The organism is Brenneria izadpanahii, assembly GCF_017569925.1.
In the GTDB taxonomy this organism is placed as follows: Bacteria; Pseudomonadota; Gammaproteobacteria; order Enterobacterales; family Enterobacteriaceae; genus Brenneria; species Brenneria izadpanahii.
Genome location: NZ_CP050854.1, coordinates 3952908 through 3975472, shown reverse-complemented (window position 1 = coordinate 3975472; position 22565 = coordinate 3952908). Strand labels below are relative to the sequence as shown.

At 53.6% G+C, this 22565-nt stretch carries 17 protein-coding genes; 10 read left to right on the top strand and 7 right to left on the bottom strand.

Annotated features, from left to right (window positions below; translation table 11 throughout):
• Positions 1 to 128 precede the first annotated feature (128 nt).
• From HC231_RS17730 to mltB, 4 genes are all read left to right on the top strand, one after another.
• Positions 129 to 5621, top strand: a complete 5493-nt coding sequence (locus HC231_RS17730; protein ID WP_208228049.1) for an AvrE-family type 3 secretion system effector — start codon at positions 129 to 131, stop codon at positions 5619 to 5621.
• 283 nt (positions 5622 to 5904) lie between these two features.
• Positions 5905 to 6555 carry a DUF421 domain-containing protein gene (locus HC231_RS17725; protein ID WP_208228048.1) on the top strand — a complete coding sequence of 217 codons (651 nt, stop codon included), beginning with the start codon at positions 5905 to 5907 and terminating at the stop codon, positions 6553 to 6555.
• Between the two features lie 130 nt (positions 6556 to 6685).
• A complete protein-coding gene (locus HC231_RS17720; RefSeq protein WP_208228047.1) occupies positions 6686 to 7027 on the top strand; it encodes a zinc ribbon domain-containing protein YjdM in 342 nt (113 codons plus the stop codon).
• Positions 7028 to 7142: 115 nt separating this feature from the next.
• Positions 7143 to 8234 carry a lytic murein transglycosylase B gene (gene mltB / locus HC231_RS17715; protein ID WP_208228046.1) on the top strand — a complete coding sequence of 364 codons (1092 nt, stop codon included), beginning with the start codon at positions 7143 to 7145 and terminating at the stop codon, positions 8232 to 8234.
• Here the strand turns inward: mltB and HC231_RS17710 are convergent.
• From HC231_RS17710 to HC231_RS17690, 5 genes are all read right to left on the bottom strand, one after another.
• A complete protein-coding gene (locus HC231_RS17710; RefSeq protein WP_208228045.1) occupies positions 8228 to 8935 on the bottom strand; it encodes a GGDEF domain-containing protein in 708 nt (235 codons plus the stop codon). The genes mltB and HC231_RS17710 overlap by 7 nt on opposite strands.
• 7 nt (positions 8936 to 8942) lie before the next feature.
• A complete protein-coding gene (locus HC231_RS17705) occupies positions 8943 to 9374 on the bottom strand; it encodes a DUF1987 domain-containing protein (protein ID WP_208228044.1) in 432 nt (143 codons plus the stop codon).
• 1 nt (position 9375) lies between these two features.
• Positions 9376 to 9930, bottom strand: a complete 555-nt coding sequence (locus tag HC231_RS17700; protein WP_208231392.1) for a SiaB family protein kinase — start codon at positions 9928 to 9930, stop codon at positions 9376 to 9378.
• Positions 9931 to 9944: 14 nt separating this feature from the next.
• A complete protein-coding gene (locus HC231_RS17695) occupies positions 9945 to 11189 on the bottom strand; it encodes a SpoIIE family protein phosphatase (protein WP_208228043.1) in 1245 nt (414 codons plus the stop codon).
• A gap of 102 nt (positions 11190 to 11291) precedes the next feature.
• A complete protein-coding gene (locus HC231_RS17690) occupies positions 11292 to 12485 on the bottom strand; it encodes an alpha/beta hydrolase (protein ID WP_425490404.1) in 1194 nt (397 codons plus the stop codon).
• 276 nt (positions 12486 to 12761) lie between these two features.
• Here HC231_RS17690 and HC231_RS17685 point away from each other — a divergent pair, with 276 nt between their 5' ends.
• Positions 12762 to 13496, top strand: coding sequence for an FCD domain-containing protein (locus HC231_RS17685; protein WP_208228042.1), 735 nt, complete (start codon positions 12762 to 12764; stop codon positions 13494 to 13496).
• A gap of 73 nt (positions 13497 to 13569) precedes the next feature.
• On the opposite strand, the gene HC231_RS17680 is transcribed toward HC231_RS17685, so the two are convergent.
• A complete protein-coding gene (locus HC231_RS17680) occupies positions 13570 to 15090 on the bottom strand; it encodes a mannitol dehydrogenase family protein (RefSeq protein WP_208228041.1) in 1521 nt (506 codons plus the stop codon).
• A 319-nt stretch (positions 15091 to 15409) separates the two neighbouring features.
• Between HC231_RS17680 and uxuA the strand changes: the two genes are divergently transcribed.
• The 5 genes from uxuA to HC231_RS17655 all read left to right on the top strand — a co-directional run bounded on the left by uxuA (position 15410) and on the right by HC231_RS17655 (position 21474).
• Entirely contained in the window at positions 15410 to 16606 is a 1197-nt protein-coding gene (gene uxuA, locus HC231_RS17675; protein ID WP_208228040.1) for a mannonate dehydratase, read from the top strand.
• A gap of 376 nt (positions 16607 to 16982) precedes the next feature.
• Positions 16983 to 18032, top strand: a complete 1050-nt coding sequence (locus tag HC231_RS17670; protein ID WP_208228039.1) for a type II asparaginase — start codon at positions 16983 to 16985, stop codon at positions 18030 to 18032.
• 299 nt (positions 18033 to 18331) lie between these two features.
• Positions 18332 to 18853 (top strand): shikimate kinase AroL, encoded by a 522-nt coding sequence (aroL, locus tag HC231_RS17665; RefSeq protein ID WP_208228038.1) that lies wholly within the window; start codon positions 18332 to 18334, stop codon positions 18851 to 18853.
• Between the two features lie 110 nt (positions 18854 to 18963).
• Positions 18964 to 19248 (top strand): pyrimidine/purine nucleoside phosphorylase, encoded by a 285-nt coding sequence (ppnP, locus tag HC231_RS17660; RefSeq protein WP_208228037.1) that lies wholly within the window; start codon positions 18964 to 18966, stop codon positions 19246 to 19248.
• Between the two features lie 435 nt (positions 19249 to 19683).
• Positions 19684 to 21474, top strand: a complete 1791-nt coding sequence (locus HC231_RS17655; protein ID WP_208228036.1) for a methyl-accepting chemotaxis protein — start codon at positions 19684 to 19686, stop codon at positions 21472 to 21474.
• 69 nt (positions 21475 to 21543) lie between these two features.
• Here HC231_RS17655 and rdgC read toward each other — a convergent pair whose 3' ends face one another.
• Entirely contained in the window at positions 21544 to 22455 is a 912-nt protein-coding gene (rdgC, locus tag HC231_RS17650) for a recombination-associated protein RdgC (RefSeq protein WP_208228035.1), read from the bottom strand.
• Positions 22456 to 22565: the final 110 nt, after the last annotated feature.

The following is a 22565-nucleotide window of genomic DNA, read 5'->3' as shown; positions in this document are numbered from 1 at the left end:
CGGCGTCGGCATGACGAGAACGATCGATGTTTTCGCCACAGGAACAGCGCTTACCCTATTTGATAAAAAACAATATTTATTCCTTAAAAAATAAATTGTTATTGCAAAAATGAAAATAGGGGGAGGCGATGCTCAACAACAGGGGGCGGATTACCTCTGCGCAGCAAACTATTGCGCAAAACGCGGTAGGGATGGAGGGCGCAGGTAAGGCGAAACTACAGCAAAAGGCAACTCAGCATTCAGCGAAGGCCGCGGCGGGCTCCCTGATTGAAGAGGGAAAACGTCACGCCAGCCGAACCGATGTTCGTCAGGCGCGCTCTTCCGTTGAGGATGACATGCCGGCGCGTCAACGGGGCCGCGGCGGCAAGCTGGACGGCCTGCTGCATAGTTTGCCGTTCTTCAGGAAAAAATCCGCGGCGCCGGAACAGCCAGCCAGGGCGGAAGGCGCGCGGAAGCCGGGCGGCGATAGCTTGCTGGATAAAATGCTGGCCGAGCGGCCGACGGATTTACTGCGCGAGTATGCGGAGCGCCCGACCAAAGAGGAAGCGCGGCGCTATCAGCAAAACTTCAATCAGGTGCGGCAAAACATTCTCGGCAAGATCGCATCGCACGCCTATGCGGCGGAAAGCAGCAATGCGGATTCCATTTCCTCCCACTACCATACGCCGCTGTTGTCGCCGTCGTCGTCTGGCTATATGTCCGCCGAGACGTTCGATTTGCCGCCGCCGGAAATGGCTGACGATGCGTCGTTTGACGATGATGGCGTTGCGGAGCGCCTGTATCGTGAAATGATGGAGCGTCAGGCGGGCAAGCCGGGGAAAGTATTTGATCCGGTGGAGTTTTACGGCGTGTCGCCGGAGTCCGCCCCAGAGTCCGACGGCGCGCAGTTTAACGATGACGTCGCGCAGGCGGAACCGTTCGGTCAGCTTAGCGCGGCGCGGCGGCCGCCAGGCGAAGGTTCCTCCTCGCCGGGGCTGAATCTGAAGCTGGACGGGAAAGGCCGCCTTCAGGCGGATGAAACGGTTTCCCCCGCGCTGCGGACGCTGCTGGACGAAACGTTAGGAAAAGACAGCCAGCGGTTTCTTGCCCACACGACCTATGAGACGGACGGCGGCGAACGGCGTCATCTGCTGCTGGGGGACGAGGGCAAACTGTTCGCGCTGAAAAGTTCGGCGCACGCCAGCATCGCCCTACATTCCAGCGAGTGTTGCGCGGAGAAAAAAATGCTGGAACAGGCGGCGAAAGGGAAGTCCGCCTATAGCCTGCACGTGGCGGCGGATGGCGAAAACGCCAGCGTGCGGATGAGTGATAAACATCATACCGGCGGCGAGACGCTAGCGACGCTGCCATTGCCGGGGCGGCTGCATGAGTCGCTGCTGACCGGCATCTACCGTCAGCCGGCCACGCCTGCGGATCGGTCGGAAGAGCAGGTTCGCCTGCACGACGGAAAACTCTATGCGTTGGACGAAACGCTGGAGGTATGGCAAAAGAAAAGCGATATTTCTTTCAGCAAGCTGTCGGCGCAGGCGGATAATAAACTCTATGCGGTACAGGATAAACGCACGCTGACCAATTTGACGGACAGCGTGCGTTCCGCATCGTTTGACGATGATATCGCCGCCTTTGCGGTGAATAAGCGCGGTCAGGCGGCGGTGCTGACGGATAGCGGTGAAAACGCCAGGATGCATTTTATGCCGTCGCTGGACGCGGCGCGCCAGCGTGAGACGGTGACGCTGGCGCTGGCTAATTCGGCATTGGCGCTTGAACGCGGCAGCGAACATCTTGAAGCGCAAACCCTCGGCATGGCGGATGACCAATTCTATGTTACCGATAGCGACGGCAAACTGTTTGTCGGGGACTATCCGCGCCCCGGCCAACGGGAAGCGGCGCTGAAGCCGGCGCCGCAACCGGAACTGGAGCGGGCTTTTTCAAAAGACTATCAGATCGAAGGCTTTTCCAGCGATGAGCACGGCAGGCTGAACGCGTTGGTAAAAGACCCGCTCAAGCAAACGCACGTTTGTCCGCTGGGCGAAGAGGGCCGTTTCCGCCCCGGCTGGAACCTGAGCGACGCGCTGGTGTGCGATAACCAGTTAGGTTTGACGCACATCCATCCCACCGAGCTGGAAACCGTAGATTTGAAGCACCTGGGCAAGCTGACGCAGCAAGAGGGGGCGCTGTATTATCTCGATAAACTGACCCAATCCTGGGCCAAAGCGGAAGGCGGGTGCGGCCAGTTAAAGAAAGGCCTGGACGGTCAGGCCTACGTGCTGAAAGACGGCGAAGTCAGAAAAGTCAGCATCAGCGTGAACAGCGGCGGTTTCAGACAAGGGCGGGATAATGTTTTCTCGCTTGCGCATGTGCGCAATAAACCCTCTTCCGGCGGCGGACTGTTGCCGGACGCCAAGCCCGATAACGCTACGGCAATGGCGGTTATTAATCCTTATAAGTTTCTGGTCGTATCGGACAAAGGCGACATTCGCTTTCACCAGGCCAAACCGGATTCCAGGCTGTCGCTGCACCCGGCGCAAACGTTGCCGAAAACCGGCATCCGCGGCGAGGTTAAGGACATCGTGCTCGACCGCGGTCAGAATTTGTACGCCTTAACGAACCAGGGCGAGGTCTTTACCCTGGCGAAAGCGCAGTGGCAGCAGCCCCCCGGCGTACAGACCAACGCCGTCTGGCAGACGCTGCCGTTACCGGACGAAAGCGCCGGTCATATTAGCCATATTCAGAATGACGCCGCCGGCAATCTCGTGGTTACGCGGGATATGGACAGCTATCAGCGCGATGGCGATGGCTGGCGTCCGATGCACAACATCGAGCCGGCGAAAACGTCGTCGTCGGAAGAGCTGTTGAAACAAACCGTATTTGAGCGGTTAGGGAAAGCGATGAAGCGTCACCGCATACCCAAAACCGGCGTTACGGTACAGGGCGCGGTGAGTCTGGGCGGTTTCACCGGCGAAGAAAGTAAAAAGATAAAGAGCAAATTTTCCGAGCGTCTCAGCGCTCATATGTTCTCCCCCTCAATGGCGGCGCCCAGGCCGCTTAAAAATCTGGCTTACGCCGTTCAGCACCAGTGGCAAGGACGTGACGGACTCAAACCGTTGTACCAGATGCAAAGCGCTTTATTTAAACAGCTGGAAGCCGGAAACATCCATAAGTCCGCTATCGCCGTATCGCCCGATGACGTGAATGCCGGGGAAGATTTGCAGCTGCGGTTGGAAAAACTGGATCTGGGCGAACGGGGAGAAAACGTGGTCGCGCAGCTACAACATTTCCGTCATGAGCTGGAAGATAGCGCGCTGCATAGCGTTATCCGTTTGGGGCGGCAACAAGAAGTCGTCACGCAGAACGGCGAACTGAACGACAAATTCAAACCTTCCATACTGAAACCGGTGGCGCAATCCCTGAATCCGCATCGTTCCGGGCACGATCTCATTCGCATGCTGCTGGATGTCTGGCGGAGCGTTCCGGTAGCCAGGGAAAGCAAAGTCGAAAAGCTACTGGCCGGCTTTGTCGACAAGCAGGCCGACATCAGCCACCAGAAAACGGATATGGCGCGCCAGCGCGATCCCAACGATCGCGGTTCGTTGCTTAAATCCCGCTTGATTCTGGATACCTTGACGCTGAAAGATCTGCATCAGCTGGTGCGCAAGGCGGAGCTGCTGTCGGAAAGATCGCCTGATGAGGGGCAGATAAAGCAGCTGCAACAGGAACTTTCGCAGTTGCGAAATCACCAGTACGGCGATAATCCGGTCAAGCAATTTACGGATATGGGATTTGTCAGCGATCGGGCGCTGGAGGCCGATTATGATACCGTTAAAGCGTTTTTGAACGCGTTCCGTAAAGAAAACCACGGGATCAATATGACGTCGCGCACCGTGCTGGAGGCGGAAAGCCAGACGCAGCTGGAGTCGAAACTTGTCGATACATTACAGTCGCTGGAAGAAGAGGAGTTTATTACTTTTGAGCGCCATTACGGCGCGGCGGCCTCTTCATCCTATATCTTATCGCCGAAATCGCTGCCGATTCCGCTAATACCGGGCGCCAGCGTGGGATTTAACCGAACTTACGCACTCAGCCTGACGCGTGTCGGCAACGATTTTTTGGTCGAGTTCGACAAAAAGGGCAACGCTACCGGCAGCCTTTCCGTCGCCACCGGTTTTAATCTGATACCGGAACTGTTGCCGGATAACCTCAAGGAAAAAGCGCGCGCCGTCGCGATTAATAAAGAACGCGATCTCTTGCCGGATCTGCGGGCCAGCGGAACCGTAAGCGGAACCGTGACCGGCGGACCGAAAAGCGGCCTCTATTTTTACTTAACGAATGACGAATTACCGGATTTTATCAAAGGATTAACCCAGGGGACGTTGAACCCGGTGGATGTGATGACCAAAGGGGTTCGGCATCGGGTGATGGAAGGGAACAAGCTCGGTTTCAGTCTGGATGTCAACGGTGCGCTGGAGGCGCGCGCCGGCGTTAATCTCACCGATACCGGCGCCGCGCCGACATCGGCAGTGGCGCGTTTGGCCGTGGGCGTGGGCGGCGGGGCGAAGCTGATGTCGGTTAACCGCGAGCGCGCTGTTGAAGAGGGGAGCGCCTTGACAACCATCAGTCATAGAGACAGCAAGGTGCGATTTTTCAATCAGGCCAACGTGGATGCGCATGTTTCCGCCAGCGCAGGCATTATGCGCGCCACCAGCGATAATCCGCCGGAAACGTTGCCGTTCTTTAGCGCGGTTTCTGCGTCCGTCAGCGCCAGCGTGGACAAAAACGCCCATAAGCGCGTGGATGTCACCATGAAAAACGCCGAGCCGTTGACTGAGGATAACGTAGACGATCTCGTCAAATCGTTGGGCAAGCATTTTAAAGACAATACCAGCCGTCAGGTTTTAGCCGCGTTGAAGGATGTGTCGGATATCGGGGAGAAACTGACCATTTTACATAAGCATTTCAGCGGGCAGGAGATTAACAGCGACGAACGCTATGAAGCGGTCAATAAAATCAAGGCCTCGTTGTTTGAGCACCATGCCGCGCTTCATGGCGAGGAAATATTGTCGAACGCAAGACTAAGGTCGTATTACAACTGGGTGCCGAGTCTCAAGCGCGAAGGGGTATCTCACTATCTGCATCGGCAGTTGGATTCCGCCCTGGCGCCGGATAATGCCAAACGTATAAAAACGCTGATGGACTCTACGCCGGAAGTGAAATCGGTTCTGGATAAACTGAGGAAGGACGCGCCCATACTGATGATAGTTAAGCTGGAATTAAAGGAGGATCTGAAACAGCGGGTACTTGATGGGATACATGATAAAAAGCTGGATCGGCAGGATATCGTCCGGTTGTTCGGCGATAGAACTAATTTGCGGCTGGGCAGCATTATGTTTTACCAGACGCTGAGTAAAAAAGAGGGATTGAATACGCCCACGTTGATCTTAGGCGGGAACAGCAGCGCCACCGTATCCATGACCAAAAACACCGGTACGATCGGCCTGAAATATGGCAGAGATCAGGATACGCCGATCGGATTTGTGTTGGAGGGCGATATTGCCAAAGCCGGCGCCGGCGTGGCCACCGCGATGCACCAGCTGAAAAGCGAAGGTATGGAAATGAAAAGTTAATATATTTACTTAACAACGAATCCGCGCAATGACGAATTGGTTTGAAATGCATGTATGTTTAACCACGATTTAATTAATTCCGTCTATTTTACGTAAAAAATCGGCATGGACGCCGATTTTCATCTATATAAATTAGTGTTGTGACACATTGATAAGTAATGGGTTAATGCAAACACAATAAGTAACGGCCTCTTTCTTGGCTGGTTTATTTTTGTGGCGCTTTGCTTTTGCTTTAGGGCCGGTAATTTATTTGAAATAGCGTAATACGCGGGTTAGAAAATATATGGAATATTACAGTTTTGTACTAATAAAATTCGTCATTGGGTTCTGCATTGTGATAATGCATCTCAATCTGTCAGGAAAAACGCAACTGTCTCAAATGACGCCGGTTGATTTTATTGGCAACTTTGTTCTTGGGGGCATCATCGGCGGGGTAATCTACAGCGACAGTATTCCTCTGCAACAATATATTATCGTGCTATTTATCGGCGTCGGATTGATCTCGTTGCTGAATGCCATCACCAAGCACGTTAGTCTGTTTCGCTCCATCGCTATCGGCAATCCGCTTCCTATCGTTAAGAAAGGAAGATTCCTGATGGATAATATTCTGCGCAAGAAAAATAAGATCGATATCCTGAATGTCGCCTCTCAACTTCATTCCCAGGGGATCAACTCTTTTCAGCAGGTAACCTACGCTCAAATAGAACCCAGCGGTCAACTCACCGTGGTTTGCGATGACGCCAAGATGCCCTCGGTCATTATTATGAAGGACGGCAAGATCAGACATGACGAGCTGGAGCAAATAGAAAAAGATGAAGATTGGCTGAAAGGTGAGCTGGAGCGGCATGCCCTTGAGGAAGAGGATGTCTTTATCGCCGAGTTTTGGAATGGGAAGGTCATGTTTATCCTGCAGGACGGGAAAATTGTGAAGTGATTCAACCGCGCCGGCCTAAGAGATGGCTACTCTCCGGGCGAATAAAAAGTTAAAATATACATAGCTGGTAACACCATCTTTGATTTTATTGGCTTTTTATCTAATTTTTTAAATTTTCGGGAATTTTATCATGCAACAGCTACCTAATTGTCCTAAATGCAATTCTGAATATACCTGGCAGGACAATGAATTATTGAACTGCCCGGAGTGTGGGCATGTATGGGCAATGAACGCTGATCCGGCGGCCGAAGAAGAAGGACTGGTCGTCAGAGACGCCAATGGTAATCTGCTGGCGGATGGTGACTCCGTAACGGTAGTTAAGGATTTGAAAGTTAAGGGAAGTTCATCAACGCTGAAGATCGGTACGCGCGTTAAAGGTATTCGCCTTGTCGAAGGCGATCATAATATTGACTGTAAAATTGATGGTTTCGGCGCGATGAAGCTGAAATCTGAGTTTGTTAAGAAAAACTGACAATCTGGTGCGCTTCGATTTTAAACGGTCCGGGGCGCATATTTCAGTTTTTTCGTATCGGGCAATGATTTACCATTGCGGTTACTTTTCCCTGACTCGGTTACACGGACATCTGATGCGTCATTTGGCCACTCTTCTTCCACTGGTTGTGTTTCTCTCCGCCTGTAGCAGTAAACCGACGCCGCCGCCACCTGAAGCGCCTAAAGGCAATCCTTTTAAAGGCGGCTTTTTGCTGGAGCCTGCGCATAGCGGTCATCTGCTGAGCGGCGATTTCGCTTTCAATCCGGCGACGACGCGCTTCGTCGATAAGATGGTAAGCGAGCACGGATTCGACCGTCAGCAGTTACACGATGTTCTGGCCCAGGCGCAGCGGCTGGACTGGGTGCTGCGCCTGATGGATAAACAGGCTCCCACGCCTACGACTACGGCGCCGTCTGTTCCTAACGGCGCCTGGCTTCGCTACCGTAACCAATTCATCACGCCGGGTAACGTGCAAAACGGCGTGGCTTTCTGGAATCAGTATCAGGATGCGTTGCAACGCGCCTGGGAAATATACGGCGTTCCGCCGGAGATTATCGTCGGCATTATCGGCGTTGAAACCCGCTGGGGCCGGGTGATGGGTAAGACCCGAATCATTGATGCGTTGGCGACGCTGGCTTTCGACTACCCGCGCCGGGCCGAATATTTTACCGGCGAATTGGAGACGTTCCTGCTGATGGCCCGTAATGAAGGCAACGATCCTCTTAGCTTGCGCGGCTCCTACGCCGGCGCCATGGGATACGGCCAGTTTATGCCGTCGTCGTTTAAGCAATATGCCATCGATTTTGACGGTAACGGTCATATTAATCTGTGGGATCCGGTGGACGCCATCGGCAGCGTCGCCAATTACTTTAAGGCTCACGGTTGGGTCAAGGATGGTTTGGTGGCCGTGCCCGCTTTGGGTCAGGCTCCGTCGCTGAAAAATGGTTTCAATACGCGTTATTCCATCGCCACATTGCAGGCGGCGGGATTAAAACCGTTGAGCACGCTGGGCGGTAATGAGGAGGCCAGTTTATTGCGTCTGGACATCGGTAGCGGCTATCAATATTGGTACGGTCTACCGAACTTTTACACCATTACCCGTTATAACCACAGTACCCATTATGCGATGGCGGTATGGCAACTTGGGGAAGCGGTCGGCCGCGCCCGCCGCGGGAGCGCTTACTGATATTCAACGCAGTTTCTGCCCCGGTTCTTCGCTTTATAAAGCGCGGCGTCCGCCGAACCGTAGATCGTATCAAAACAGGCCTTGGGCGGCGCCCAACTCACGCCGAAGCTGGCCGTTACCGTATGGTGGGGTAAAACCGGCAGCGGCGCGTCGTTCAGGCTGAAATGGATGCGCCCCGCAATCTCTGCGGCCTGCTCAAGGGTAAAGTTATCCAGTAAGATGGTGAACTCCTCGCCGCCCACCCGGCCGACGCTGCCGTTCTCTTTGAGGACTTCCCGTACCCGTGATATCAACGCGCATATTACGGCATCCCCGGTGGGATGGCCGTAGGCGTCGTTTACCCGCTTGAAATGGTCGATATCCAATACGATAAGCGCGGCCTGATTGCGTTCCAGCGTTTGGTTTATGCGTTCGATGATCGCGCCGCGGTTATAAACGTTGGTCAGCGGATCGTGGCTGGCTTTGTATTCCAGCTCGATCGCCAGTTTGTGTAGCTGCGCGTTCAGGCGATTCAGTTCTTTTTCCGCCCGGTCGCTACGGGAAATCAGCCGATGGGACTCCCGGACCAGGCGCTGGTAGTGTTCGGTCAATGCCAGCAGCGTATCCCGGTAGACCTCCGCCGGCATATCATGCTGGGTGGCGACATTACGTGCGGCGATGAGAATATCGTATTCCGGCGTGAATAGCTCAAAAGTGCTCATCGTTGGGTTACTCCAGAGTATGGCTGTTGAAGTTGAGAGCGGGAAAATCGATGCGTAATTCTTCACCGAACTCTTCCGCAATGTCATCATCTTGGTCGTAATACCAATGCAAAGTAATGGGCAGTACATGTTCCGCCGCCTGATTCAGCACGTTGAGCAGGCTAAACAGCATTTTGGTGCTGGAACTGTTGAAGTAAACCAGCGACACATGGAACTCGACGGCCGTCGGCGGGGCCGCCTCCGAGGCATCGATTTCTGCCGCCAGCGTATGAAGGTAGTTCTGAACCTGCTCAATCAGCGGGCGATAAAACGCCGCCGCATTTTCGGGATAGGACTCGCCGGTCAGAGAAAGGCGGTGCGCGTCAAAGTAAAAGTCCACGGCCGGTGTACAGGGCGTCCCTGCGATGTGAAGATTTTCCATATTTATAATATTCGCCATTTCAGATGATCGCCTTCAGATAAAACATAGACAGTCCCGTTGATGCGTCCGCTCGAAAGGTGAACTGCAGCGGCTCGCTGGCATCACGTGCGACGGTCAGTAATCCCATATCCGCCCCCTTGCTCCAGGGCGGCGTTTCATCGCGCAGGGAGGCTTTATAGGCGAGCTTGATTTCATCAAGCGTCATATAGCGCAAAGGCTCAAGCCGGATCCGCAACTTTTCGATGTCGTCAGGATGGACCTGGTTTGCGCAAAGTAAAAAATATTTCCCGTTTTCAAGACCGACGCACACGGACCCGTGACGTATCTCATTGAGCTGGTCGATCTCGGTCAAATGGGCCGCCGAATAGCGGGTGATGTTCTGCACCATTTCGACGAAAGCGGAAAATAGCTTCCGGCGTATTCCGGTGGGAACCTGTTTTTTTTCAAGTTGTAACCGCACCGTTTCAGCCAGAGAACTGATGATGTTCTGCGAAAAATATCCGACGTAATACAACGTGATATCCCGTTGATTCGTAGAGTCGAAAAGTTCGGTGTATTTAGTATCTGGCATAATCCCGTTTCACCTGATTAAGTCAATGTCGAACAATGTCGGAAACCCCAAAAAGTCAGGTCGTCCCTTCTTACCTGATCGCCTTGATAATCCATATGTTTTTGTAGTAAATGACTGGCGAAAGCCTGCATCGGCTGATCCTGGTAACGCAGAAGCAGCTCTTGTAGCCGGCGTTTGCCGAACATCGTTTTCCGCTCGCCACCGATTTGATCGGTCAGCCCGTCGGTGGTGGTGAAAAAGAGATCGTTGTTGTCGAGCGTTAACTGATGGCAGGGCCAGCAGTAATCGTAGGGCGTGTCGGTATAACCGACTCCCATGCGGTCAGCGGCGAGGATCTCCACCTGCGACGCTTGTTGCTTGACCAGAAAGGCGGACATGTGGGCGCTGGCCCAAACGATCGTATTTTTTGTGGTATCGCAAAAGATCAGAATGGCGTCGCAACCGTCGTTAGATGAGGGATGTTGCCGCCCGCCATTGCCCTGACCGAGGGTATTCTTGATATGACGGTTGATGGCCTGCAGCAATAGATCGGGCATTTCCGGCCCATGTTGCGTCAGCGCCTGTTCCAGTGCGGAGGCGAAAATCAGGGTCATAAATGCGCCGGGAACGCCATGACCGGTGCAGTCAGCGACAACGGCGAGCCAGCCGTTTTTATATGCTTTGAAGTAATAACAATCGCCGCCGACGCAGTCCCGCGGCTCCCATACCATGCACCAGTCCGTCAGCGAACCGGACATCGACTGGCGCGACGTGGTCAGCATGGCCTCCTGGAGCACTCTGGCGTATTCGATGCTCTGCATGATCTGCTGATGCTGTTGCGAGTGCATGTCGGAAACCGCTTTGATCAGATCGATGCCGAGCCCGATACCGATATACCGCTCGTCTTCCGTAATAATGTAGCCGTCCGTCAGCGATTTATCCCCGGTGATGACCGTTTGATCCGCCACATCGCTCAACGGGGACGCAGCATCAATAATCAATGGATTTTTATCCATAAAGGCGATGCAGCTCTTTTTATCGTACAGCTCATGATAAAAAGGGCGGGACATTTGGGACATGAATATGTGGCGGCTGATTAACCCGAAAGGGCGGCCGTTTTCGACGACCGGCAAACTGACCAGCTCTTTGTTTTTACTGAAAAGCTGTAACACGGTGGAGTTATCTGTGTCAGGGGAGACGCTTGGGGCCGGGATGCAGAGATCCAGCGCCTTGGTCGGCCCCCAGTGATATTGCTTATCGCGTGGAACAGAGAGAGAAGTCATGGCCCTTTTTTACAAGCTGATCGTCCTTGAGGCTAAAATAGCCGATGTTTATGAACGAATAATGACAATACGCCCTCTCGCCAGGGGAATTTGACCGATAAGTCATTCGTTTTTCAGGACTTCATTCATCACCTGGGTTTGCCAATTGAAATAGGGGTTGAACGTTAAGCGAACATGCGTTTTGCCCGCTTCCTGATGGCCCCAGTCGGAATACCACAGTTTGCTTCTATCCCGGCATTGAGGCTGACTGACGTGGGTTTGTCCGTTAGCGCAAATAATGATGGCGCCCGTCTCGCCGTACTCTTTATTGTCCGGCGCAAACAGCATCGACATATGGGAGAACTGACTTATCCGCCGTTCGGGCAAGTAGTCGCTGCGAACCAGCACGCGCGAGGAGTGCGGTTCCGCCGGTTGGCTGCCGTACCAAATCAGCCTGCTGCGTGGGTTGGTGAATTTCCGCTCGAAGAGTTCGAGCATATAGGGCGTATCCAGCACCGAGTCATGCTCGGCAAGCGCTATTAAGACGGGCTTATCGTAAGTCGTTCGGGCCAGCCGCGCCCGCACCGCGCTACTGGAATGGTAAAACTGGGCGAAACCGTTGGTCGGCACCACCATGTAACGCGTCGCCAGCTGTTCAGGATATCCGGGGCGGGGTTTCAGTATCCAGTCGGTAAAAACGGCAAGCAGCGGCGTCAGAAAATCGTACCGCTCGTTGGATTTTATCGCGGGTGAAAATAGCAACAATCCTTTGATTTCCGGGTGGTTAAGCGCATATTCCAAAACCAGATTGCCGCCGGTGGAAAAACCGCCCAGATAAACCTCGCTTACGTCATGGCGAAGAATCGCCGCCTGTTCATTGACGACTCTGCGCCAGTCATCGACGGTGATATGCAGCATGTCCGCAGGGCGGGTGCCGTGTCCCGGCAGCAGCACGGTTCGGACCAGAAAGCCCTGTTCCGCCAGACGCGGCATAATATCGTTAAATGAACCGGGAGAGTCGCCCAGGCCGTGAACCAGTAACATTCCCTTGGTCGGCTTACCGGACGGACGCATTTCCCGCGGCGTATTCCAGGCCAGTTCGACGCCTCTATCGGCGCTCTGGAAAGCGCGATGCCGCTCTACCCATTGCGTGGCGTCGCGCTGATATTGAGCGAACGTGGTTTGTCCAAGCGGCGTAACGTCGCGCTGTTTGCCGCCGCAGCCTGAAATGAAAAGCAGGCAGACGGCGACAATCGCGCAGGATAGGCTTTTCGCAATCATCGCCGGAACGGCTGGCCAAAAGACGCGCTTTCCCATTGGCTTGTCCTGCATCTCGAAATCTGGTGGATATAGTATATAAACCATATTCCGCAGCAAGTTACCTTCAATTTAAGCCCGCGCACCCGGCCGCGCCGCAATATTCCGGGATCCGTCCCCCGGTAATAGCAACGTTTTTGGGGTTATATAGGTTCTTCCAATAGAAAAGGTTTCCGGTCTTCGTGTTATACTTCGGACAAATTGGGTGACTTATCGCGTTATTGGTCCTGCCAATTGTGGGCTGTGGCGGCGGAATGGATGAAGGAACGAGGTGATATGAGGTTATATCAGCAAATAGGCGGTAACATCCGCGCAGAAATTCTGAATGGAAAATATCAGATTGGCGATCGTCTTTCTCCTGAGCGCGATATCGCCGATGCCTATGGCGTCAGCCGCAGCGTAGTGCGCGAGGCGCTGATTATGCTTGAGCTGGAAAAGCTGATCGAAGTGCGTAAAGGCTCAGGCGTCTATGTGATCCAGATCCCCGACGGGCCGGAAAAGGACGACGCCGCGGACAGCGGTTATGGCCCGTTTGAGCTGTTGCAGGCGCGTCAGCTGCTGGAAAGCGAAGTGGCGGCGTTTGCGGCGATGCAGGCTACCAAGAGCGATATTATTAAAATGCGTCAGGCCATTGAACAGGAGACGCTCTCTCTGGAAAACGGCAGCGTGGATGAGAGCGCGGACGAGCAGTTTCATTGCCTGCTGGCGCAGTCCACCCAAAACAGCGTGCTGGCCAATATGGTGTATGAAGTGTGGCAGGCCCGTAAACGAAGCCCGATGTGGCAGGGGATTCATTCTCATACCGATGATTTCAGCTATCAACGGCAGTGGCTGGACGACCACCAGAAAATCCTGCGGGCGGTGTCGCGGCGAGATTCAAAAATGGCGCGTCAGGAAATGTGGCTGCATTTGGAAAACGTGAAAAATAAGCTGCTGGAAATCTCAAACATGGACGATCCGGCCTTTGACGGCTATCTGTTCGAGTCCGTACCTTCTCGTCTGGAGTACTGACGGGCTTTCCCGCCCGGACTCCATTATGCATAAGCCCGAACGCGCGAGTCGGGCTTAGCCGTTTAATTATTAATTACAACAACGCGGCGACGGCGGCTTTTGCGCCGTGCTGTTGAAGTGACGCGTAAGCCTTAATCAGTTGGTCAACAAACGCTTCGTTTTGCGGCAATTCCTCGCCGAACACCGCCGTTAGGGCCAATAGCGCCCGCACGCGGGGTTCGCCGTCCGCGGTGGCGCCGACGATTTGCTGAAGCTGTTCGGCCATCGGGTCGCGAACGTCAATCGCCTGTCCGGCATCGTCTACGCCGCCGACGTAACGCATCCAGCCTGCGACGCCCAGCAGCAGGCAACGATAATCGCCGCCGTGGCTGATATGCCAGCGAATGGAGTCCAACATACGCTGCGGCAATTTTTGCGTGCCGTCCATCGCAATTTGCCAGGTGCGGTGTTTCAGCGACGGGTTTTCATAGCGGGTAATCAACTGGCCGGCGTAGTCCGCCAGATCGACGCCGGTAACCCGCAGCGTCGGCGCTTGTTCTTTGAGCATCAGATGGTGGGCCGCACGGCGGTAATGTTCGTCCGTCATGCAGTCATTAATGTGTTGATAGCCTGCCAGGTAGCCAAGATAGGCGAGGAAAGAGTGGCTGCCGTTCAGCATACGCAGTTTCATTTCCTCAAACGGCAGCACATCGTCGACCAACTGTACGCCGGCGATATCCCAGTCGGGGCGGCCTGCGACGAATTTGTCTTCCACCACCCACTGAATAAAGGGCTCGCAGGCAATGCCGCAGGGATCGTAGACGCCCAGCGTATCGGCAATTTGCTGCAAGGTTTCCGGCGTCGCCGCCGGCACGATGCGGTCGACCATGGTGTTCGGGAACGCGCTGTGGGTTTCAATCCACTGCGCCAATTCCTGGTCTCTGAGGGCCGCCAGCTCCAGCACGGCGCTTTTCACCACATCCCCGTTTTCCGGCATGTTGTCGCAGGAAAGCACGGTGAAAGGGGCGAGGCCGCGTTCCCGGCGCACGCGCAGCGCTTCCACCAGCACGCCCGGCGCGGAAGCCGGCGCATCCGGCATTTCCAGATCCATCTTGATTAGCGCGTTTTCGCGATCCAGCTTGCCTGTACTTCGATCAATGCAGTAGCCCTTTTCTGTAATGGTTATCGAAACGATGGCGACCTGCGGTTCGGCCAGTTTCTCTATTATGGCGGTGATGCCTTCCAGACGGGCATGCAGCGATTCATTGACCGAGCCGATAATGATGGCCTGATTGTCGTTGGCGCCTTTTTCCAGCACGCTATAGCGGTGGGCCTGTTGGCGAAGGCTTTTAAACAGGTTCTCGTTGCCGAATAGGCTGACTTCGCAAATTCCCCAATCGCCCCCTTGCCGATTGAGCACGCGGTCGGTCAACAGCGCCTGGTGGGCGCGGTGGAACGCGCCGAATCCAATATGTACGATGCGGCTTTTCAACGTCTTGCGATCGTAATGCGGTTGTTGAACTTCATCGGGTAAAGGGGTATTGGCGATGTTGTTCTGATCATCGGCCAGTGATTCATTATTCAATGTATTTTTTCCAGCGATAGTCGTTTTCATACGGATTCTCTGAGTTCTTTCCCTTGCCATAAAGCGTTTTTATAGACGGGAAACCGAAATATGTCAGACCAAAATGCATATTTGGACAAAAAACAGACATTATGGTGCTGTGCCGCTAGCAATAATGTAAGCCTTAACGGCCTAAAATGAAATTTGTTTGTCCAAAACAGGTTATTTTTGTGTAATCGATCAACCAATTCGGCTTTTTATTTGACACTAAAACCTGTTGATGTAGGCTTTGGTTATATTTTTGTCGTAATTGGTCTGACATAAATCTGGTCTGATATAAACAGTGACTTTAGCGAGAAGGTAACTCTGTATGGAACAAACCTGGCGTTGGTTCGGCCCGAAAGATCCGGTATCACTTGATGATATCCGGCAAGCCGGGGCCACAGGCGTGGTGACGGCGCTGCATCACATCCCCAATGGGGTAGTCTGGTCGGTTGAAGAAATTGAAAAGCGCAAGGCTGAATTAAAAGCCAAAGGGCTGGTGTGGTCGGTGGTGGAAAGCGTGCCGGTACACGAAGAGATCAAAACGCAAACCGGCGATTATCAACAGCATATCGCGAACTATCAGCAGTCGCTGCGCAATCTGGCGCAGTGCGGTATTGATACCGTTTGCTATAACTTTATGCCGGTGCTGGATTGGACCAGAACCGATCTGGAGTATCAACTGCCGAACGGCGCCAAAGCGCTGCGTTTCGATCAGATAGCCTTCGCGGCCTTTGAACTGCATATTCTGAAACGCGCCGGCGCGGATCGGGATTACACGGAGCAAGAGCAGGCGCAGGCCGCTGAATACTTCAAGGCGATGAGCGAGGAAGATATCGCACGTCTGACGGGCAATATCATCGCCGGACTGCCGGGCGCGGAAGAGGGTTATACGCTGGATCAGTTCCGCGCGCGCCTGGCGGAATATGACGGCATCGATCATGCTAAGCTTCGATCTCATCTGGGATATTTTTTACAGCAGATTGTGCCGGTTGCGGAAGAGGTTGGGATCCGTTTGGCTATCCACCCGGACGATCCGCCGCGTCCGATCCTCGGCCTGCCGCGCGTCGTTTCAACCATTGATGATATGCACTGGCTGAAACAGACCGTGGATAGCATCAATAACGGTTTCACCATGTGCACCGGCTCTTACGGCGTGCGGGCGGATAACGATCTGGTCAAGATGATCGAAACCTTCGGCGATCGCATTCATTTTACCCATCTGCGGGCGACGTGCCGCGAGCAGAATCCGAAAAGTTTCCATGAAGGCGCTCACCTGTATGGCGATGTAGATATGGTTGCCGTCGTGAAGGCGATCCTGACGGAAGAACTGCGTCGCCAGAAATCCGGCGATCTGCGTCCGATCCCGATGCGTCCGGATCACGGCCATCAAATGCTGGACGATCTGAAAAAGAAAACCAACCCCGGTTATTCGGCGATTGGCCGTCTGAAAGGATTGGCGGAAGTGCGCGGCATCGAGCTGGCGCTGAAACGCATACTTTTTCCTGAACTGAAGCAGGGATAAAGTGAATGGAGCCTCATGGATGAGGCTGCCTGGATTACCGACAAAGGAGATCAACCCCCCTTTCCGTAACTAGACTTCCCAGCCCCTGCGCGGGGCATCGTTTTCTTGATACTCCATCAGCAGGGATCATTACGCCCATTAGCTTGAACTATGAGCATAATGAACTATGCCAATGATTTTGCAGCAAACGCTATACAGATCAGCGGCGCTGGGGCATCATAAACGCCGATGTCAGCTAGCCTGCTGGCAGACAGGATATCGATACCCTGCGTCTTGAAGTTTATTTTATTGGGTATATCGCTCACTGGCGGCATTCTGATGCGATAACACGATTTCAGAAAGTCTTCGTATTTAAATATATTGGGTTGGTACAGGTATGAAAAGGATATTTAATTCTCTGTTTTTAGTCATTTTTGTTTGTTTTTCCGCCGTGGCGAGTGCGGCTGAAAACCTGCCTAACGTGGTTATTCTGGCTACCGGCGGAACAATCGCGGGCTCCGCGGCGGCCAACACGCAAACCACGGGTTATAAGGCCGGCGCATTAGGCGTGGATACGCTGATTCAGGCCGTGCCGGAGTTGAAAACGCTAGCGAATATTTCCGGCGAGCAGATCGCCAATATCGGCAGCGAGAATATGACCAGCGACGTTTTGCTGAAGTTGAGCAAAAGGGTCAATGAGCTGCTGGCCCGCAGCGATGTGGACGGCGTCGTCATCACGCACGGTACGGATACGCTTGATGAATCCCCTTATTTCCTGAACCTGACGGTGAAAAGCGACAAGCCGGTTGTTTTCGCGGCGGCAATGCGTCCGGCGACATCGATCAGCGCCGACGGTCCAATGAACCTATACGACGCGGTTAAAGTGGCGGCGGATAAAAATGCGCGCGGCCGGGGCGTGATGGTGGTGCTGAATGACCGTATCGGTTCCGCCCGTTTCATCACTAAAACCAATGCTTCCACGCTGGATACCTTCAAAGCGCCGGAAGAGGGCTACCTGGGCGTGATTATCGGCGGCAAAGTCTATTTCCAGAACCGTTTGGATAAAATTCATACCACGCGTTCCGTATTCGATATCTCCAAACTGGAAAAACTGCCGGCAGTCGATATTATTTATGGCTATCAGGACGATCCGGAATATATGTATGACGCGGCCATCGCTCATGGCGTGAAGGGTATCGTTTATGCCGGTATGGGCGCCGGCAGCGTATCCAAACGCAGCGATGCCGGAATTCGTAAAGCAGAAAGCAAAGGCATCGTGGTGGTTCGCGCCAGCCGTACCGGCAGCGGCATCGTGCCGCCGGATGCTTCTCAGCCAGGATTGGTTTCCGATTCGCTGAATCCGGCTAAAGCACGCATTCTGCTGATGCTGGCGCTGACGAAAACCACCAATCCGGCGGTGATTCAAGAGTATTTCCATACGTACTGATATTCGCTTCAGATAAAAATCGCCGGGAGCGATTTTCAACGCCGCTTGCGGCGGCCCGAAGGGGCACGGGCAGGACGTCCGTCATAAAAAATCAGTAGCGAATAAAAAAATGATGGCCCCGTTATTTATTGCGGGGCTTTCTGCTTTAATCGCGGCTTTCATATTGTTGGGTTTTATCGGTATGATTCAGCCATTCGACTATGCCTTCATCCTGAAATCCATTGGGTATAATGGGCTACCCGATGGCGGAATTATGGTGTTCAGTGCAAGCCTGGAGAAAATTAAGGATATATCATTAGATGACACAACCCATTTTTATGGTTGGCGCCAGAGGTTGTGGTAAAACCACGATAGGAAGAGAGCTGGCGCAGGCGTTAGGGTATGACTTTGTCGATACCGATCTTTTTATGCAGCAAAACAGCAATATGACGGTTGCCGAGGTGGTCGAGCTAGAGGGATGGCACGGTTTCCGCCGGCGGGAGAGCCAGGCATTGCTGGATGTGACGAAACGTCGTCGCGTGATTGCCACCGGAGGCGGCATGGTGCTGTCGGAATCAAACCGGCGGTTTATGCATGACAAAGGGACGGTTATTTATCTCCGCGCGCCTGCTGAACTGCTGGCCCGGCGTTTGGAACACAGCCCGCAGGCGCATCAGCGCCCAACGCTGACCGGTCGTCCTATCGCGGAAGAGATGGCCGACGTACTGGCGTCGCGCGAGGCGTTTTACCGCGGCGTGGCTCATCATATTATTGATGCGACGCAGGAGCCGATCGCCATCGTCGCCCATGTTATGCGGATTCTGCGCTTATCGGCGGCCTAGCCTCTTATTGCGCTGACGAAATATTTTTCATCGAATAGTTGATGACAGCGGCGCTATTCTCCTTTTATGATGAATTTTCTTGATTTTTTTCGATGATAGGTGCCGCAGCTATGCTGAATGTGAATGAGTATTTTGCCGGGAAAGTGAAGTCTATTGGCTTTGAAAGCGACAGCATTGGCCGCGCCAGTGTCGGGGTCATGGAGGCTGGGGAATACACGTTTGGAACGGGACAGCCTGAAGAAATGACGGTGGTTAGCGGCGCGCTGAAGGTATTATTGCCAGGAGAGACTGATTGGCAGGTATTTATGCCCGGCGATTCGTTCTCTGTTCCTGGACAAAGCGAATTCAATTTAGAGGTGGCGGAAACGTCTTCTTACTTGTGTAAGTATCTGTAGTCGCCTAAGTCTGATTAATATGGGGCTGCTTTTCGTAATTAGTGCAAAGCGGCTTTTTTATATATTACTTTTTATTATCTATATAAATCATTAAACTAAAAACTATCGGTAATAATTAATTGTTATGCCACACGCCGGGAGGCGCGAACTTGTTGAGTAAAAATGCAGCGATAGCCGTTTTTTTTAGCGCTAATCATCTCTTATGCAAAAAATAGTTTTTATTAGCTGAAAATATTAATTTTTTTAGTAAATTAAACTAAGGTTTTATTCCTGAACGTATTTAATGACTCTTCCGTGGTCTGAATACGCGATAACGTATTTCGCCTTTCTCGTTAATTTCCTTTATAAATCAATCTGCTGTTATTTAGGCTATTTCAAGTTTTATTCGGTTGTGCCGTTAAGATCTTTATCAGCTTTCTATGTGAAGAACGTCCTATGCTAAAAACGACACGAGCCCGAATTTTGGCGGCTTGTACGATGATCGTCGTACTCTCGCTCACCATTAATACTTTCCTCAATTACACCATTGTAAATCGTGCCAATGAGGAATCCATCGACAATATGCTACAGTCCGTCGCCGCCAGTCATAGTATGGCGATCGGCGATTGGGTCGCGTCTAAGACGTTGATGATGACGTCGCTCCAGGAACGGGCGCTGGTGGAGGATGATCCGGTGCCGATGTTTCAGCAGATCGCCGCGGCCGGCGGTTTTCTGAACGTTTACATGGGCTACGAAAATAAAACGGCGAAATTTTCCGACTCCAACGGCATTCCCGCCGACTACGATCCCACCATTCGGCCCTGGTATCAGCAAGCCGTAAGGGAAGGGAAGCCGGTGGCCACCGCGCCTTATGTCGATGTGTCGACCAAAACGCTGATTGTGTCTTTCGCCGTTCCGGTCGTGGAGGGAAATACGGTCAAAGGCGTGTTGGGCAGCGATTTAACGATGGGCAGCGTGATTGAAAACGTCAAGTCGATCAACCCAACGCCTTCCAGCTTTGGCGTGCTGATCGCTCAGGATGGGACGATTATCGCGCATCCTGATGAAAGCCTCACTTTGAAGAATATCGCCGAGATTGCGCCGGGCATCGACCTGAATGCGTTGATGACGGCAACGCATCCGCTCGCTGTCGATTTCGGCGGCGTAACCAAGCTGGTTCTTGCTCAGCCGATTCGCGGCACCAACTGGCATATGCTGGTGGCGCTGGACAAGGCGGAAGCGACGGCGGGGATGCGCTCTTTACTGGTCACCTCGGTCAGTACGCTGCTGATTATTGCGTTGCTGGGTTCGCTGGTCGTTGGCGTCATTATCACTTCTACGCTGAAACGTTTGCTGCTGATCCGCGATGCGATGGACGATATCAGTCATGGCAACAACGATCTGACGCAGCGCCTGCCTGATGAGGGTCATGACGAGGTGGCGCAGATAGCGCGCTCGTTTAATACCTTTATCGATAAGCTCAGTCTGGTGATGATTCAGATCCGCGATATCAGTGCGTCGCTGCAGGCCGCCGCAGATGAAATATCAGCCGGAAATAACGACCTGTCGTCGCGCACGGAATCTGCGGCTTCCAGCATTCAGCAAACGGCGGCGGCGTTAGAGCAAATTTCCGCAACGGTCACACAGTCCGCCGGTTCCGCCCGGCAGGTTAATGAAAGGTCGCTGGCGCTGGCGAAAGAAGCGGAGATCGGCGGGAAAGTGGTGTCTGATGTGATTGTGACGATGGAGGATATCGTGACCGCGTCCGGCAAAATCGGCGATATCATCGGCGTGATTGACGGCATTGCATTCCAGACCAATATTCTGGCGCTGAATGCCGCGGTGGAGGCGGCGCGGGCCGGCGAACAGGGGCGCGGCTTCGCGGTGGTCGCCGGCGAGGTCCGTAATCTGGCGCAGCGCAGCGCACAGGCGGCGAAAGAGATTAAAGCGTTGATTGAATCGACCGTGGTCAGCGTATCATCCGGCTCGGCTCAGGTGCGTCAGGCCAGTAATACCATGAACGGCATCGTCGGCGGAGTATCGACGGTAACGACGGTGATGTCCGAGATCGCCCATGCGGCGGATGAGCAGATGCGCGGCATCCATGAAATCAACCAGGCGGTTGTGCAACTGGATTCGATGGTGCAACAGAATGCGGCATTGGTTCAGGAGTCTGCGGCTGCATCCGCCGCGTTGCAGTCTCAGGCCGACGATCTGACGGCGGCTATCGGACACTTCAAGGTGTAACCGGCATGCCCGCCGTTGGCGTAGCTTCGGCGGGCACTATTTCATCAGCGCGGAACATGCGCCGTTAGGCTAGCGTTGCGCTTCTCCGCCCAATGCTTCAATCAGGTTGCTGATTAGCGCGGCCAGTTCGCTGGTCATTAGAATAAAGTCGGCATCGAAACGCTGGGCGAAATCATCCCGATCGATATCATCATTTTGTTCACGCAGAGTTTCGGAAAACTTCATCCGTTTCAGCGAACCGTCATCCGACAACACCAGCTGTACCCGTTCCTGCCAGTCGAGCGCCAGCTTGGTGACCAGTTTGCCGGCTTCGATATGGACGGCGATTTCATCACACACCAGATCCTGTTTCTTGCAGCGGATGACGCCGCCATCTTCCAGAATCGCTTTCAGTTCGGCTTCGTCCTGTAGCGCGAAACCCGCCGGCGGCTCACCGGAGCGCACCCATTCGGTCAGCGTTAGTTCTATCGGGTTTTCCATCGTCAGCGGCACAACCGGAAGCGACCCCAGCGTTTTACGCAATAGCGCCAGCGTATCTTCCGCTTTCTTGGCGCTGGCGGCATCGACCATGATCAGTCCGTTAACGGTGTCGAGCCATAGCCAGGTTTGGCTGAAACGGCTGAAGGCGCGCGGCAGCAGACTGTGCAGCACCTCGTCTTTCAGCGCGTCTTTTTCGGTTTTTTTCAGTTTGCGGTGTTGTTCCGCTTCCAGCCGCTCGATTTTGGCCTGCAGCGTTTGCTTGATGACCGGTGAGGGCAGGATCTTTTCTTCTTTACGCGCACAGATGATGATCTGGCCGTTAACGGCATGCGTCAGCGCATCGCTGTGGGAGCCCATCGGCGATACCCAACCCGTTTTCATCATGTCCTGACTGCCGCACGGCGCGAAGGCGAAGGTGCTTAACTGTTTTTCCATCTCATCCGCAGAGAAAGCGCTTTCCCGGCTTAAGCGGTAAATCATTAAATTTTTAAACCACAGCATGGTGTTATCTCAGACTGGGCGCGCGAATTTGCGCGCAGGTTCATTGAGGCAGCGGGCATAATAGCGAATTCGGCCGGCTTATGTTGCATAAAAATAAGATTATTCATCGG

Excerpts from the sequence above, each read along its gene's own strand:
- HC231_RS17730 (WP_208228049.1), top strand. The coding sequence starts at position 129 with ATGCTCAACAACAGGGGGCGGATTACCTCTGCGCAGCAAACTATTGCG.
- HC231_RS17725 (WP_208228048.1), top strand. The coding sequence starts at position 5,905 with ATGGAATATTACAGTTTTGTACTAATAAAATTCGTCATTGGGTTCTGC.
- HC231_RS17720 (WP_208228047.1), top strand. The coding sequence starts at position 6,686 with ATGCAACAGCTACCTAATTGTCCTAAATGCAATTCTGAATATACCTGG.
- mltB (WP_208228046.1), top strand. The coding sequence starts at position 7,143 with ATGCGTCATTTGGCCACTCTTCTTCCACTGGTTGTGTTTCTCTCCGCC.
- HC231_RS17710 (WP_208228045.1), bottom strand. The coding sequence starts at position 8,935 with ATGAGCACTTTTGAGCTATTCACGCCGGAATACGATATTCTCATCGCC.
- HC231_RS17705 (WP_208228044.1), bottom strand. The coding sequence starts at position 9,374 with ATGGCGAATATTATAAATATGGAAAATCTTCACATCGCAGGGACGCCC.
- HC231_RS17695 (WP_208228043.1), bottom strand. The coding sequence starts at position 11,189 with ATGACTTCTCTCTCTGTTCCACGCGATAAGCAATATCACTGGGGGCCG.
- HC231_RS17690 (WP_425490404.1), bottom strand. The coding sequence starts at position 12,485 with ATGGGAAAGCGCGTCTTTTGGCCAGCCGTTCCGGCGATGATTGCGAAA.
- HC231_RS17685 (WP_208228042.1), top strand. The coding sequence starts at position 12,762 with ATGAGGTTATATCAGCAAATAGGCGGTAACATCCGCGCAGAAATTCTG.
- HC231_RS17680 (WP_208228041.1), bottom strand. The coding sequence starts at position 15,090 with ATGAAAACGACTATCGCTGGAAAAAATACATTGAATAATGAATCACTG.
- uxuA (WP_208228040.1), top strand. The coding sequence starts at position 15,410 with ATGGAACAAACCTGGCGTTGGTTCGGCCCGAAAGATCCGGTATCACTT.
- HC231_RS17670 (WP_208228039.1), top strand. The coding sequence starts at position 16,983 with ATGAAAAGGATATTTAATTCTCTGTTTTTAGTCATTTTTGTTTGTTTT.
- aroL (WP_208228038.1), top strand. The coding sequence starts at position 18,332 with ATGACACAACCCATTTTTATGGTTGGCGCCAGAGGTTGTGGTAAAACC.
- ppnP (WP_208228037.1), top strand. The coding sequence starts at position 18,964 with ATGCTGAATGTGAATGAGTATTTTGCCGGGAAAGTGAAGTCTATTGGC.
- HC231_RS17655 (WP_208228036.1), top strand. The coding sequence starts at position 19,684 with ATGCTAAAAACGACACGAGCCCGAATTTTGGCGGCTTGTACGATGATC.
- rdgC (WP_208228035.1), bottom strand. The coding sequence starts at position 22,455 with ATGCTGTGGTTTAAAAATTTAATGATTTACCGCTTAAGCCGGGAAAGC.